We start from the raw sequence: 13,010 nt of genomic DNA, 5'->3' as shown, positions 1-13,010 counted from the left end.
GAAACTAGCTCGGCTCGGACCATCCCCACTGCGGCACCTCTCGGAGCGGGTGGAGTTGGTCGTCGGTTTCGGCATGGGAGTTCTGCATCGCCACCTTCGATCCGAACTCCACATGCGACCGCAGCGCCTCCCGGAAAGGCGCGTCTTCCGGGAGTCCGGCCTGATCGGCGGCCGCCATGTACAGCTCGACGAACCGCTGCCGCTGCGCCTCGCTGATCCCCAGCCCACGGTGCGCGTCGATCAGTCTGGAAAATCCGCCCATTTCCCTGGAGAATGTGTCGGGGCCGCCGAAGGTCTCGGCCGTGAAAGCCGTCAGATGTGTCACGTGATGGGGAAGTCCTTCGCCGAACAATGGCTGGAGCAGCGGGTCGGACAAGACGCTTCCATAGAAGATGTCGATGAACCTGTGGAGCCCTTCTTGGCCGCCTGCGTGCTCAAAGAGAGTTTCCATGATTACATCATTACACCATCAATCGCCCAAGCGCTAGGTAGCTCCCGAGGCCGGGGCGCGATCCCTCAGCAGGCCATCGGCGAGCCGGAGTCCAGGCGATGGAAGCTCCGGTTGAAGTAGACGAGACTCGGGCCGCCCCTCCGGGTACGTACCTGCTCGATCTCCACGAACAGCACGCTGTGCGACCCCATCGGCTTGCAGTCCTTCACCACGCCGATGACGGCCACTAACGCGTCCTTGAGCACCGGCACGCGCTGGCCGCGATCCCAGACGTTCCAGGTGAACCGTTCGGCCATGGAGACCTCCGTCGCTCCGGCGAAGTGCAGCGCCAAGTCCTGCTGGTCACCGCCCAGAACGTTGACGCAGACCCGGCCGTTGGCCCAGAACACGTCGTGCATGGCGCTGCTGCGGTTGAGGCAGACCAGGATGGTCGGCGGGTCGTCGGTCACCGAGCAGACCGCGCTGACCGTGATGCCGCAGCGGCCGTTCGGACCGTCGGTCGTCATGATGTTGACGGCCGCGGGCAGATGCGCCATCGCCTCCCGGAAGTCGGCCTGCGAGGGGGTCTGATCGGGTTCTCTGACGGTCACGGCTTTGCTCCTCTCCGCCTTCGTCTTCCGTCTTCGGGTGAGTCAGCGCATGGGGTGAGTCAGCGCATGTACAGGCCCGCTGGTGGCATCCCATTCGGATGAGTCAGCGCATGTACAGGCCGCCGTTGGCGTCCCAGCACGCGCCGGTGACCGTGTCCGCCCGCTCGGAGGCCAGCAGCGCCACCATGTCGGCGATGAACTCGGGGCGGCCGAGCCGGCCGACCGGGATCATCGCCTCGATCCCCGCGAGCTTGTCAGGCGCGACGCTCTCGCGGACCACGGGCAGGTCGAGGATGCCCGGTGAGACGGCGTTCACCGTCACACCGCGCGGGGCCAGCTCACGGGCGAACACCTTGGTGAGCGTGGCCACGCCGCCCTTGGCCGCCGCGTAGTGCGCGCCGGTCGCGGTGCCGCCGTTCTGCCCGGCGAGTGAGGCGATGTTGACGATGCGTCCGTGGCCACGCTCGGCGAAGTAGGCGCCGAGGACCTGGCAGCCGAGAAACGTCCCGTCGAGGTTGGCGGCGACCACCGAGGAGAAGCTGTCCGGCTCGATGTCCATGAGCGGCTCGACCTTGGAGAATCCGGCGTTGTTGACCAGGACGTGGATCGCGCCCCACCGCTCGACGAGAGCGTCACGCGCCCGTACGAAGGCATTCTTGTCGCGCACGTCCAACCCGAGCCCGATCGCCGACCCTCCGTCCGGGGCGGGCGTGGCCGCCGACTCTCCGTCCGAGGCGAGCGAGGCCGCGACCTTGGCCGCCGCGCGCTGGTCGAGGTCGGTCACCGCTACGCGGTATCCGTCGCCGTGCAGACGAGCTGCGATGCACGCGCCCAAACCGCGCGCCGCTCCCGTCACCAGTGCCACACGAGGAGAGCTCACAGCAGCCATCCCAACGCCGTCACGCTGTCCTGACCGCCGACGAAGCGGCCGGTCGTCCCGGTCATCGCGCGTCCCCCTCGACAGCGTCGGAGGGGACGGGCAGCGGGCGGCCCATGCGCGCCTCGATCTTCATGTACCGCCAGAGGCCGTGCTCGCCGACCTGCACCGTGCGGAACAGGTTGCAGGCCGCGGCGACCGTCGCCTGCTCGGGCACGTCGGCCAGGATGTAGGAGGTCCAGGGCCAGGAGGCGGACGGACCGACCATGTGCCGATCGTCGTCGAAGGTGCCGAGAACGGTCACACCAGGCAGCTCCGACAATTGCCTCAGCATGCTGACGAAGCCATCCCAGACCGGGCCGGCCTGTCCGGTCGGCAGGTCGAAGAAGTTCTGGTTGACGCCGATGCAGAAGAGCACCCGCAGGCGTTCCGGGGTGGTGGGCTGGGCCATGAGGATTCCTTAGAGATAGCCGGGAAAGGGCGGTACGCCCATGAGGACCGCGCCGGCGCCGTCGTACATGCCTTCCTGGAGGAAGGCGTGTTGCGGGACCACCGAGGCGTCGCGCAGGTAGCGCTGCATCGGGCTGCCGTCGGCGATGGCCGGGATGCCGCTCAGTTGATAGGCCGTACGCACGACCTCGAAGGAGGTTCTGGCCAGGTGGGCGGAGGCCAGGCGCAGCAGGCTGGCCTGGTTCGCGGTCGCCGGGTCGCCGGCCAGAACCGTTTCGTACACCTCGTGGGTGATCTCGTAGAAGAAGGCGCGCGCGGATCGCAGGTCGGCCTCCGCCCTGCCGACCGAGATGCGATAGGTGGCGCGATCGGCCGGCTTCGGGGCGCCTGTGTAGCCGCCGCGGCCGCCGTTGCGGATGACGTGGTCGAGGGCGGCCCGGGCGACGCCGAGGCCGACGACCGCGAGCACCTGGGAGGCGTACGGGACGGTCGGGTAGCGGTACAACGGCTCGTCCACGGTCGGCTGGCCCCCGCGCACGAACGTCCACTCAGGAGGGACGACGACGCCGTCCACCTTGAGGTCGTGGCTGCCGGTGCCGCGCAGTCCGATGACGTCCCAGTTGTCGACGATCTCCACCTGTCCGGGGCGCAGCAGGGCGGTCAGGGGACGGCCGGCCTGCTGCTCGCCCGCGGTGATGCCCACGCCGAGGATGTCGGCGCCCATGCAGCCGCTGGCGAACTTCCAGCGGCCCGAGACCTGATATCCGCCCTCGACGATGGCGGCGGGCTGCACCGGGAACAGGCCGCCCGCGAAGACGACGTCCGGCCCGTCGGCGTACAACTCGGCCTGCGTCTCCAGCGGCAGCGCGGCCAGGTAGACCAGCGCGGACCCGAAGCTGGCGACCCACCCCGCCGAGCCGTCGATCATCGAGATCCGCTCGATACGGGCCAGGAAGTCGGCCGGCGGCAGCGCGTCGCCGCCGAAGCGCCTGGGGGTGCTCGCCCGATAGATTCCCGCGCGCTTGAACTCGGCGATGATGTCGCCAGGAACGTGGCGTTTCTCATCGAATTCCGCCCGCCGTTCGGCGACTTTAACCAGAACCTCGTCAAAGGCGAGTTCTTTCGCCGAAGGTGGACCGGCAGGGGCCGGGGAATCCAACGTCCGCGCCATGGTGATTTCTCCCTCGCATTGCCGGCCAGCAGGGCCTTCCGCAGTGATCTCACGCTATGCGCGCCGAGATCGGCCGACAATTGGGAATTGGTTGGACGCCCTAGGGGATTTCCTTAGTCCACGCGCGGGGCGCGGGAGTGACCCACATCACCATCAAGTCCTGTCAGGAATCGCGGCGTTGCCTCGCTCAAGGGGCACAAGCGAACCGATAGGAGCAGCACATGAAGCACCGCGTCGTCGTCCTCGGCGCCGGCTATGCCGGGGTCTACGTGGCTGGGAACCTGGCCCGCCGGTTGTCCCCGGTGGACACCGAGATCATCGTGGTCAACGCTGTGCCGGACTTCGTCGAGCGGCTGCGGCTGCACCAGTTGGCGGCCGGTCAGGAGCTCGAGACTCAACAGCTCGCCGACGTCTTCGCGGGGACGGGGATACGGCTGCGCGTGGCCCGTGTCACCGGTGTCGACCCTGAGCGCCAGGTCGTCACCGTGGCCGACGCCGACGGCGGCGGCGAGCTCGGTTACGACACGCTTGTCTACGCGCTCGGCAGCCACGTCGCCGACAGCGGCGTTCCCGGCGTGGCCGAGCATGCCTTCAACGTCGCCGGCCGCCCCTCGGCGCTGCGCCTGCGCGAGCGCCTGGACGGCCTGGGCAGGCGGGGTGAAGGCGGGAGTGTGCTGGTCGTCGGCGACGGGTTGACCGGCATCGAGACCGCCGCCGAGATCGCCGAATCCCGGCCTGGCCTGTCGGTGGCGCTGGTCGCCCGCGGCGAGCTGGGCGCCCGGCTCTCCGCCGGAGCCCGCAGCCATCTGTGGCGTGCCTGCGACCGGCTGGGCATCAGCGTCCTGGAGCACACCAGCGTCGAAGCCGTCGAAGCGACGCGGGTGTTGTGCGCCGACGGCACCGCCCTGGCGTCCGACGCGACCGTGTGGACGGCCGGGTTCGCGGTCAACCCCATCGCCGCCGCCGGCGGGCTGGAGGTCACCGAGAACGGTCAGATCATCGTCGATCGCACCATGCGGTCGGTCTCGCACCCGAACGTCTACGCCGCCGGCGACAGCGCCTACGTCATCGGCGACAACGGCCGGCCGCTGCCGATGTCCTGCGCTTCGGCCGGTTTCACCAGCATGCAGGCGCTCGCCGCGATCCTCGCACAGCTGACCGGCCGCGAGATCCCCCGCACCAAGCTGGTCTACCTGGGCAACCACATCAGCCTCGGGCGCCGGGACGGGATCCTGCAGGCGGTCGACGACGAAGGGGTGGCGAAGCCGAAGTACGTGGGCGGCCGGAAGGCCGCGCGGATCAAGGCGGGCATCCTCAAGGTCTCGCTGTGGGCCAACTCGCACCCGACCTTCGGCCTGCCCAAGCGCAAGCGCCGCCTGGCCGCCGCACCAGATGCGTCCGCCGAGAAGGCGTTCGCGTAGCCGCCTGGGGTGGTCCGCGTGGACAGCACCGCCACTGATCGCTTCGACACCGATCGGTTCGAGGCCAACCGGAACCGGCTGGCCTCGCTGGCGTACCGGCTGCTGGGCTCCGCCGCCGACGCCGAAGACGCTGTGCAGGACGCGTTCCTGCATTGGCAGGCCGCCGACCGGCAACGGATCAAGGTGCCGGAAGCATGGCTGACCAAGGTCGTCACCAACCTGTGCCTCGACCGGCTCCGCTCGGCACAAGCCCGCCGCGAACGCGCCGTCGGCGCCTGGCTGCCCGAACCGCTCCTCGACGGCGACCCGATGCTCGGCCCGGCCGACACTTTCGAGCAGCGCGAATCGGTCTCCCTGGCCGTGCTGACTCTCATGGAGCGCCTGTCACCCCTCGAGCGGGCCGTCTACCTCCTGCGCGAAGCGTTCTCCTACAGCCACGCCGAGCTCGCCGAGATCCTCGACATCACCGAATCCGCAAGCCAGCAGCACCTTCACCGGGCCCGGCACCGAGTCACCGCCGCGCGCCGCCGCGGCGGTGAAGTCGACCCGGCATCCGCCCGCAGGATCGTCGAGGAGTTCCTCGCCGCTGCCTCCGTGGGCCGCACCGAACGGCTGGTGGCACTGCTCACCGACGACGCGACCGCGATCTCCGACGGTGCCGGCCTGGCCGAGACGCTGCTGCGGTACGACGCTCCGCAGCGCATCGCCGCCGTCGTACGGGCCGGCTTCAAACCCACGCCCGCGAAACGGCGACTCGCCGGCGGCACGCCCGCCATCCACTACGCGCTCGTCAACGGCGCCCCCGCCATCCTCTTCGTGGTCGGCGACCAGGTCGTCGGCGCCGTGGCGTTCGACATCGCCAACGGCAAGATCGCAACCGTGCGCGGCATCGCCGCCCCCAGCCGTCTCGCCCGCCTCGCCGAAGCCTGGCGGCGGCACGAACCGGACACGCCGCTCATCACCCAGTGGTGACCCGACACCGACCGCGGCCCGGCGCGGCACCCGCGCCGGGATGAACCGCTCCCGGGCTTCGTCTCGCGCCCGTGCCTCCACCAGCAGGTGGGCGGATCCCACGGCTTCGCCGGCTGAGGCGCCGGTGGGCACATACGACTCGCCCATCCTTGCACCAGCGTGGAGGCGCTGGAGGCAAGGGTGGGCGCCCTCTAACGGCATGGACGCGTAGTCCACCGGGATTGTGCTTACTCCTGCAGGATGGACAGGGCTCGGGACGGGCACAGGATGACGGCTTCGCGCGCCTGTGCCGCGGTCTTGTCGTCGGGGTGGTCGGTCAGCAGGGCCACGATGCCGTCGTCGTCTTGGTCGAATACGGCCGGCTCGGCCAGGACGCACTGGCCGGAGCCGACGCAGAGGCCGGTGTCCGCTTTGATGCGCATCATTGTCATCCTCACCAGGTGACCGGGAGCTCGTGAACGCCGTAGATGACGGCATCCCTCTTGAACGGCAGGTCCTCGACCCCTGCGGCGAACCGCAGGGTGGGGATGCGGCGGAACAGCGTGTCGAAGACGATCTGCAGTTCCATCCGGGCCAGGTTCTGGCCAAGGCACTGGTGCGGGCCGAACCCGAAGGCGACGTGGTGGCGAGCCCCACGCTCGACGTCCAGTTCGGCCGGATTCTCGAACACCGCCGGGTCCCAGTTGGCCGACAGGCCCGAGACGATGACGCCCTCACCGGCCTTGATGCTCACCCCGCCGATCTCCACGTCTTCGGTGGCCAGCCGGGAGGTGACCCCGTCGGCGATGGTGAAGTAGCGCAGCAGTTCCTCCACGGCCATGGGCGTCTTGCCCGGGTCGTTCGTGATCAGAGCCAGTTGCTCCGGATGGGTGATCAGCCCGACCACGCCGAGCGAGATCATGTTCGCCGTGGTCTCGTGCCCGGCGGTCAGCAGCAGGAAGGCCAGGCTCACCAGGCCCGCGTGGTCGGCGGTGCCCTCCCGGCGTTGCCGGGCGATCTGTCGGCCGAACAGATCGTCGCCGGGTTCGGACTCCTTGCGGGTGACCAGGTCGTCGATGTAGGCGCGCAGTTCGGCGAAGGCTCGCCGGCGGTCTTCCGGCGAGCCCCGGCGCACCATCATGGTGGTGCGGCTTTGGAAGAAGTCGTGGTCGGTGTAGGGGACACCGAGCAATTCGCAGATCACCAGCGAGGGCACCGGCAGGGACAGCGCCTGCACCAAGTCGACCGGGCGCTGGTCGGCGGCGAGCATGTCGTCGATGAAGTGGTCGACGATGTCCTGGATCCGCGGGCGTAGCGCGGCCAGGCGCTTCACGGTGAACTCGCCGATCACCGAGCGGCGGGCCGCGGCGTGTTCCGCGCCGTCCATGCTGAGCATCAACGGCGGCTGGCTGCGGAGCTGCTGCAGGGTCGCCGCGTCGAGGGTGAAGAGCGGCCAGCCGTCCTTGCGCTTGTCGGAGGAGAAGCGGGGGTCGGCGAGGACGGCACGGGCCTCCTCATGCTCGGACACCCACCACGCCTCGCCACCGCTGGTCATGCGGATCTTGTTGATCGGCGCCTGCTCGCGCAGTTGCTCGTAGACGGCGGGCGGGGCGAACGGGCAGCCACGCTCGACCGGCAACTCCAGGCCGGCGAGTTCGCCGGCAACGCTGTTCGTCATGAAAGACCTCCCACAGGCTGAGATTTCCAGCTCGGCGAGCCAGAGGCGGACATGCACCTCCTTGCGGCGCTCGCTGTGCTCCAGGCACAAGACGCCGGCCCTCACCGCTGTGTGACACCGATGGGTCGGTGGCGTAGGTCACATGACCGCGGGACTTCCGCTCGACGTGACCGACGAGGGCGCCGCCTTCGAGAGCGTGAAGCGAGCCAGGGGCACTTCGGCCGGCTGGACGTCAGCGGCGCAGCGGTGGCGCTTCGTCGACCAGCGGCAGCCGAAGGGCGAACACCGCGCCCTGGGGCGCGTTCTCAGCCGCGTGGACGGTGCCGCCGTGACGTGTGACGATGCGGCGGCTGAGGGCGAGGCCGATGCCGTTGCCGTTCCGCTTCGAGGTGAACGCGCCGTCGAAGATCCGGCCGTGGGGGAAGGCCGCCAAGCCCTGTCCCCGGTCGCGTACCTCGATCTCGCCGAACGCGTCGTCGCGGCGGGTCGCGATGGTCACCACGCGCCGCTCCGCGGGCCAGCGCGCCATTTCATCGATCGCGTTGAAGGCGAGGTTCATCACGACCTGCCCGATAAGGACTTTCTCGCAGCGCACGACAAGCGGTTCCACCGCCGCCTCCCATTCCAGCGCGACCGCGTTCTGCTGGGCCCGTACGTCGATGAGATGTGCGCAGTCGGCGACGATCTCGTTCAGGTCGGCGAGTTGTTCCGACTGTTCGAGGCCGACGACGTACCGGCGCAGGCTGGCCATGATCTGCGCCGCCCTGTCGATCTGCACGGTCGCGTTGTCCAGCCCCCAGTCCAGCGACGCGGCGTCCACGCCGTCCCCCGCCAGTCGGCCGCGCACGCCCGCCACGAAGTTGTGCGCGGCGGCGATCGGCTGGCTGACCTCGTGGGCGATGGCCATCGCCATGTCGCCCATGGCGTTGAAGCGGGCGAGGTGGTTGAGATGTTGCGCGTCCCGGCGGTGTTCCTCCTCCGCACGGACCTGGTCGGTGATGTCGTGGAACAGCAGAAGCCACCCTCGCAGGTCGCCCTCGATGTCGATGTACTGGCATCGGGCCGAGAGCCAGCGCTCCTCGCCGTTCGTCGCGCGCAACCGGTAACGGCCGTCCCTCGGCGCCCCGCCCCGCGGTGTCGTGGCCAGCACCTCGCGCAGCCTCGTGGCCGACTCGCGGTCGCAGAACCGGGTGAAGTCGTCCCCGGCGAGCCGCCCGGCGTCGACCCGCAGCAGGGAACCCGCCGATTCGCTGGCGAACAGCACCCGCGCGTCGTCGTCGAGCACCACGATGCCCTCATCCAGATTGCGGAGGAACGTCTGCAGTCGCCCCTCCGTGCGCGACAGATCCAGGCGTGTGGCCTTCTCCTCCGCGATGTCACGGAACTGCACCATCACCACAGGGCCGGCCGCGAGGTCCACGCGGATGGCGACGGCCTCGGTGAGGATGTCCTCGCCCGCCTTGGACCGATAGCTCCACTCGATGGTGGCAGTGCCGTGATCGGCGGCGCGCTGCAACCACGCGACGCCGATCTCGCGGGCGTACTGGCGGGCGTTGGAGCTCATGTCGGGCGCCTTCAAGGGCTTCAGCTCGTCGAGAGTGAAGCCGAGGACGTCGCAGGCGGCCGGGTTGGCCCAGATGATCTCCTTGGTCACCGCGTCATGTACGAGGACGCAGTAGCGCAGCGCCTGAAAGAGCCGGCCCAGGTCGGCCAGCGTTAGGTCGACCATGCGGTTTCCTCCGGCTCAGCTCGCATTTCTCCAGCTCAGCTCGCAGACAGGCGCAGGCCGTATCGCAGCACGTCCGCGACCAGGGCGCCCAGGGTTTCCGCCGCGGTCTTCTCGCGGATGTGCGCCCGATGCACGTCCACCGTCTTCACGCTGATGCCCAGGCGCCCGGCGATGTTCTTGCTGGGCACCCCCTCCACGACCAGCCGCAGAATCTCCAGCTCGCGCGGGGTGAGCACGGCGAGCCGGGCCTCCAGCGCGCGCTGCCCGGCGCGCTCGGCATGCAGCTCCCGCGCCTTGTGCAGGGCGTTTTGTACCACCTCCAGCATGTGCTGGGGGTCGTACGGCTTCTCCAGGAAGTCAACGGCACCCTGCTGCATGGCCCGTACGGACATACGGACATCGCCGTGGGCCGACACGAACACCACCGGAAGCAACGAACCCATCCGATTGAGGATCTCCTGCACCTGGAAGCCACCCGTATGCGGCATACGGACGTCCAGGACAAGGCAGGCGGGCCGTTCCGGATCGATCGCCGACAGGAAGGACGCGGCCTCGGTGAAGCACTCGGCATTGATGTGCACCGACCCCAGCAACCAGGCCAGCGAGGAGCACAACTGCTCGTCGTCATCCAAGATGTAGACCACTTCGCCGGGCTCGTTCCGTCGCGTGCTCACGCTCACGTCATCGGCTCCCACATCGCCGGGGCGGTCCACTACTCGCCAGCCACCAGCAGCGTAATGGGACATATGTCGTGGACCACTGGACCGTCCCGCTCAGTGGAACGCGTATGCCGCCTGAAAGAGAGGCCGGAACGCACTCGGCCTGTTCGCCGGCGCGGCCGTCGCACTCTCCGCCTGGGTGGTGGTCGAGCTGCGCGCCCGCGCACCGCTGGTCGACATGCGCATGATCACCAGCCGGGGCGTGTGGACCACCCTCATCACCGGCATCGCCTTCGGAGTCGCCACGTTGACAGCCGCCCACGACCAGCACGAGCACCCACGAACCCCGCCACACCAGCAGCCGCACCAGCGAAAACCAAGATGGTGGATCTTCAGGGAAGATCCACCATCTTGACCTCGGTCAGTCGATGCCTTCGACGATGCGGAAGTCGCGCTCGACGCCGTCGGAGAGGACGACCAACGCCTCCTGATAGGCCGCACTCTCGTACGCCGCGACGGCCTGCTCGAAGCTGTCGAACTCGATCAGGACAGTGCGCTCGGCGATTCCGGCGTCACGCGCCACGACCCGACCGCCACGGACGAAGGTCCGACCGCCCCCGGCCTTGACGGCCGGACCGGCCAGCTTGTTGTAAGCAGCCAGCTTCTCAGGGTCTGAAATGGTGCGGTAGACGCTGACCCAGTAGCCCTTGGGCACGGAACCTCCAGTGTTGGGATGAGTGCATCTGACTTTACGGGTTGGTCTCGGACGAGCGTCGGCGGGCGAGAGCGAGGCTTGTCAGCGTCGTGATCGCCATGGCGCCGATGCCCACCAGCGCCGCGGTGGTGTAGGCGCTGTCGTCGGGGAAGAGGGGGCCGGGGCCGGTGCCCGCGGCGAGGATCAGGCCGCCGATGGCGCTGCCCAGGGAGTACCCGACGCTGCGGACGACGTAGTTGAAGCTCATGGCGCTCGACGTCTCGCTCTTGGGGGTGACGGCCAGGATGACACCGGGCATCGCGGCCGAGAAGCCGCCGACGCCGAAGCCGAGCACGCCCATCGCCGCGAACAGTTCGGCCAGGTCCGACCGGGCCGCCGCGAACAGGGCGAACCCGCCGCCGACCACGACGGCGCTGCCGGCCAGGAGCAGGGGGTCGGCGATCCGCGTCCGGACCCGCGGCGTGAGCTTGCCGGCGACGAACCCCAGCACCGAGAACGGGATGAGGACCAGCCCGGCGACGAAGGTCGTCAGCCCGAAGCCGTAGCCGGCGCCGTGCGGCGTCTGCGCGTACCGGGTGATGAGCGTGAGCAGGAGGTACATGCCGATCCCGCCGACGAACATGGCGAGGTTCGCCCCGGCGACCGCTGGGTGCCGCACCGCCCGCACATCGACCAGGGGCGTCGTGCTGCGCAGCTCGATGACGGCCCAGACGCAGAGCAGCACCACCGCGACGACGGCGAGGCCCACCGCCACGGCGAGGTGCCGGCTCCACAGATTCCGTTCGCCGGCGAGGAACAGCACCAGGAGCAGCGCAGCGGCCAGGACGACCGCGCCTGCCACGTCCACGTGGGCGGAGCGGCCTTCGGGGGCTTCGGGCATGGAGCGCCACGCGGTCAGGAGGGCGGCGGCGGTGACCACCAGGCCGAGGCCGTAGGCGGCCCGTACCCCGCCGAGCTCGGCGAGCAGTGCGGCCAGCGGGTAGCCGACGCCGGCCCCGATGATCGAGACCACCGAGATCAGGGCGATCACGGCCGCGCTGCGCTCCTCGGGGAGGTGGTCCCGGGCCACGCCCATCATCAGCGCCGTCAGCCCGAGCCCGACGCCCTGGGCCGCCCTGCCGGCCAGCAGCCACGCGAACGGCAGCGGCAGCACGGTGAGCGCGCTGCCGGCGACGACGACCGCCAGCGTGACGAGGATCGTGGCCCGCCGGTGCGGGCCGGCTCCGAGCCGGCCCAGGACCGGCGTGGCGACGGCGCCGCTTAGCAGCGCGACGGTCAGCGTCCACTGCGCGCTGCCGAGCGAGACGTGGAACGAGGTCGCCACGCTGGTGATGAGCGGCGTCCCGAGGCTGGCGACCGCCGCCACGACCAGAGCGATGAACACCAGGGCGGGGACCAGCAGCCGCGCCTCGGAACGCGCCACCGGGAACGCCTTCACCGCGACCCCGCCGATCGGGGCTGCCCGGTCACTGCTTCGGCCCTTCGCGGTCCTGGCTTTCGAGCTCTGCCAGATGCTTCAGCGCCGGAAGGGCCGCCACCAGCGCCTCGACCTCGTCGCCGGTGAGCTCGCCGATCAACCGCTCGAACGCGTGGACGCCCGCCTGGCGCCGCGTCCGGACATAGGAGGCGCCGGCCTCGGTCAAGCACACCAGCGTGACCCGCTTGTCGGACGCGTCGCCCCGCCGCTCGACCAGGCCGGACTCCTCCATCACCCGGATCAGGGTGGTCATCGCGGGCTGGGTGACGCCCTCGACCGTGGCCAGATCGGTGATGCGCCGCGGGCCGGTCCGGTCCAGGGTGGCCAGGGTGGCGGCGGACGTCAGGCTCATGTCCCGGGGCAGGCGTCTCGCGGCCCTGGTGGCCAGGCCGTAGAGAGCTGCCCCGATGGCGGCGGACGCGCCAGGAGCGGTGTCTTGACGACTCATGCTCGAAGCATAGCCTTTTTATATTCATAGTTTATGGAAATGGTCGGCCAGCCGGTTCAGCTTCGCCCGCAGCGGCTCCAGCTTGCCCCGCACCTCGACCGGCAGGCCGAGCACCTCGGCCTGCCGGTCCGGACCGTGACCGGCCCGGCCGCCTCCCGCGCGATGGCCACCAGCCGCTGATAGTCCTGCGGCAGCACGTCGGGGTCGATCGTCCGCGCGAACCACCACAGCGAAAGACCCCAGGCTTTTTGTCTGCACAATGGATACCGCCCGTTTCGCGGTTTTCCCATCTAAGCCGCGCAAAGCCCTAGGGCCTAAGAACGCCTAGGCTTCAGCAGCTCCAGGCATGCTCATCACGATGGCTTTAGCATGCCCCCAAATAGCATCTACGCA

Annotated in this window: 16 protein-coding genes; 4 read left to right on the top strand and 12 right to left on the bottom strand. The window is 69.5% G+C overall.

Annotated elements, in window-relative coordinates; genetic code table 11:
• Positions 1-4: 4 nt before the first annotated feature.
• The 5 genes from AB0C30_RS05680 to AB0C30_RS05660 all read right to left on the bottom strand — a co-directional run bounded on the left by AB0C30_RS05680 (position 5) and on the right by AB0C30_RS05660 (position 3,539).
• The gene (locus tag AB0C30_RS05680) at positions 5-451 is read right to left on the bottom strand and encodes a group II truncated hemoglobin (protein ID WP_357939995.1); all 447 of its coding nucleotides are present in this window, start codon (positions 449-451) and stop codon (positions 5-7) included.
• Between the two features lie 65 nt (positions 452-516).
• Positions 517-1,041 carry a flavin reductase gene (locus tag AB0C30_RS05675; RefSeq protein ID WP_357939993.1) on the bottom strand — a complete coding sequence of 175 codons (525 nt, stop codon included), beginning with the start codon at positions 1,039-1,041 and terminating at the stop codon, positions 517-519.
• 103 nt (positions 1,042-1,144) lie between these two features.
• Positions 1,145-1,930 (bottom strand): SDR family NAD(P)-dependent oxidoreductase, encoded by a 786-nt coding sequence (locus AB0C30_RS05670; RefSeq protein ID WP_357939991.1) that lies wholly within the window; start codon positions 1,928-1,930, stop codon positions 1,145-1,147.
• 52 nt (positions 1,931-1,982) lie between these two features.
• Positions 1,983-2,369: a hypothetical protein gene (locus AB0C30_RS05665; RefSeq protein ID WP_357939989.1), complete on the bottom strand. Its 387-nt coding sequence runs from the start codon at positions 2,367-2,369 to the stop codon at positions 1,983-1,985.
• Positions 2,370-2,378: 9 nt separating this feature from the next.
• Complete coding sequence (locus AB0C30_RS05660; protein ID WP_357939987.1) at positions 2,379-3,539, bottom strand: acyl-CoA dehydrogenase family protein; 1,161 nt, start codon at positions 3,537-3,539, stop codon at positions 2,379-2,381.
• Between the two features lie 221 nt (positions 3,540-3,760).
• Between AB0C30_RS05660 and AB0C30_RS05655 the strand changes: the two genes are divergently transcribed.
• Together AB0C30_RS05655 and AB0C30_RS05650 are read left to right on the top strand one after the other, a co-directional pair.
• Entirely contained in the window at positions 3,761-4,960 is a 1,200-nt protein-coding gene (locus AB0C30_RS05655; protein WP_357939985.1) for an FAD-dependent oxidoreductase, read from the top strand.
• 18 nt (positions 4,961-4,978) lie between these two features.
• Positions 4,979-5,932, top strand: coding sequence for a sigma-70 family RNA polymerase sigma factor (locus tag AB0C30_RS05650; RefSeq protein WP_357939983.1), 954 nt, complete (start codon positions 4,979-4,981; stop codon positions 5,930-5,932).
• Between the two features lie 227 nt (positions 5,933-6,159).
• Here AB0C30_RS05650 and AB0C30_RS05645 read toward each other — a convergent pair whose 3' ends face one another.
• The 4 genes from AB0C30_RS05645 to AB0C30_RS05630 all read right to left on the bottom strand — a co-directional run bounded on the left by AB0C30_RS05645 (position 6,160) and on the right by AB0C30_RS05630 (position 9,992).
• Positions 6,160-6,357 carry a (4Fe-4S)-binding protein gene (locus AB0C30_RS05645; RefSeq protein ID WP_357939981.1) on the bottom strand — a complete coding sequence of 66 codons (198 nt, stop codon included), beginning with the start codon at positions 6,355-6,357 and terminating at the stop codon, positions 6,160-6,162.
• Between the two features lie 8 nt (positions 6,358-6,365).
• Positions 6,366-7,589, bottom strand: coding sequence for a cytochrome P450 (locus AB0C30_RS05640; RefSeq protein ID WP_357939979.1), 1,224 nt, complete (start codon positions 7,587-7,589; stop codon positions 6,366-6,368).
• A gap of 232 nt (positions 7,590-7,821) precedes the next feature.
• Positions 7,822-9,318 carry a PAS domain-containing protein gene (locus AB0C30_RS05635; RefSeq protein WP_357939977.1) on the bottom strand — a complete coding sequence of 499 codons (1,497 nt, stop codon included), beginning with the start codon at positions 9,316-9,318 and terminating at the stop codon, positions 7,822-7,824.
• A 35-nt stretch (positions 9,319-9,353) separates the two neighbouring features.
• The gene (locus AB0C30_RS05630) at positions 9,354-9,992 is read right to left on the bottom strand and encodes a response regulator (protein ID WP_357939975.1); all 639 of its coding nucleotides are present in this window, start codon (positions 9,990-9,992) and stop codon (positions 9,354-9,356) included.
• Between the two features lie 184 nt (positions 9,993-10,176).
• Between AB0C30_RS05630 and AB0C30_RS05625 the strand changes: the two genes are divergently transcribed.
• Complete coding sequence (locus AB0C30_RS05625) at positions 10,177-10,392, top strand: hypothetical protein (RefSeq protein ID WP_357939973.1); 216 nt, start codon at positions 10,177-10,179, stop codon at positions 10,390-10,392.
• Positions 10,393-10,398: 6 nt separating this feature from the next.
• Here AB0C30_RS05625 and AB0C30_RS05620 read toward each other — a convergent pair whose 3' ends face one another.
• The 3 genes from AB0C30_RS05620 to AB0C30_RS05610 are packed head-to-tail and all read right to left on the bottom strand — an operon-like array spanning position 10,399 to position 12,617.
• A complete protein-coding gene (locus AB0C30_RS05620) occupies positions 10,399-10,692 on the bottom strand; it encodes a DUF1330 domain-containing protein (RefSeq protein ID WP_357939971.1) in 294 nt (97 codons plus the stop codon).
• 34 nt (positions 10,693-10,726) lie between these two features.
• Entirely contained in the window at positions 10,727-12,115 is a 1,389-nt protein-coding gene (locus tag AB0C30_RS05615) for an MFS transporter (RefSeq protein ID WP_357939969.1), read from the bottom strand.
• 43 nt (positions 12,116-12,158) lie between these two features.
• Complete coding sequence (locus AB0C30_RS05610; protein WP_357939967.1) at positions 12,159-12,617, bottom strand: MarR family transcriptional regulator; 459 nt, start codon at positions 12,615-12,617, stop codon at positions 12,159-12,161.
• Between the two features lie 33 nt (positions 12,618-12,650).
• On the opposite strand from AB0C30_RS05610, the gene AB0C30_RS05605 reads away from it, so the two are divergent.
• Positions 12,651-12,797 carry a hypothetical protein gene (locus AB0C30_RS05605; RefSeq protein WP_357939965.1) on the top strand — a complete coding sequence of 49 codons (147 nt, stop codon included), beginning with the start codon at positions 12,651-12,653 and terminating at the stop codon, positions 12,795-12,797.
• Positions 12,798-13,010 lie beyond the last annotated feature (213 nt).

Origin of the sequence: Nonomuraea sp. NPDC048901 (genome assembly GCF_040649695.1) — a bacterium.
Taxonomy (GTDB): Bacteria; Actinomycetota; Actinomycetes; order Streptosporangiales; family Streptosporangiaceae; genus Nonomuraea.
The sequence above is the reverse complement of the archived record's forward strand: the minus strand, read 5'-3'. Positions and strand labels throughout refer to the sequence as shown.

Excerpts from the sequence above, each read along its gene's own strand:
- AB0C30_RS05640 (WP_357939979.1), bottom strand. The coding sequence starts at position 7,589 with ATGACGAACAGCGTTGCCGGCGAACTCGCCGGCCTGGAGTTGCCGGTC.
- AB0C30_RS05680 (WP_357939995.1), bottom strand. The coding sequence starts at position 451 with ATGGAAACTCTCTTTGAGCACGCAGGCGGCCAAGAAGGGCTCCACAGG.
- AB0C30_RS05665 (WP_357939989.1), bottom strand. The coding sequence starts at position 2,369 with ATGGCCCAGCCCACCACCCCGGAACGCCTGCGGGTGCTCTTCTGCATC.
- AB0C30_RS05670 (WP_357939991.1), bottom strand. The coding sequence starts at position 1,930 with ATGGCTGCTGTGAGCTCTCCTCGTGTGGCACTGGTGACGGGAGCGGCG.
- AB0C30_RS05655 (WP_357939985.1), top strand. The coding sequence starts at position 3,761 with ATGAAGCACCGCGTCGTCGTCCTCGGCGCCGGCTATGCCGGGGTCTAC.
- AB0C30_RS05610 (WP_357939967.1), bottom strand. The coding sequence starts at position 12,617 with ATGAGTCGTCAAGACACCGCTCCTGGCGCGTCCGCCGCCATCGGGGCA.
- AB0C30_RS05605 (WP_357939965.1), top strand. The coding sequence starts at position 12,651 with ATGGAAATGGTCGGCCAGCCGGTTCAGCTTCGCCCGCAGCGGCTCCAG.
- AB0C30_RS05660 (WP_357939987.1), bottom strand. The coding sequence starts at position 3,539 with ATGGCGCGGACGTTGGATTCCCCGGCCCCTGCCGGTCCACCTTCGGCG.
- AB0C30_RS05645 (WP_357939981.1), bottom strand. The coding sequence starts at position 6,357 with ATGATGCGCATCAAAGCGGACACCGGCCTCTGCGTCGGCTCCGGCCAG.
- AB0C30_RS05635 (WP_357939977.1), bottom strand. The coding sequence starts at position 9,318 with ATGGTCGACCTAACGCTGGCCGACCTGGGCCGGCTCTTTCAGGCGCTG.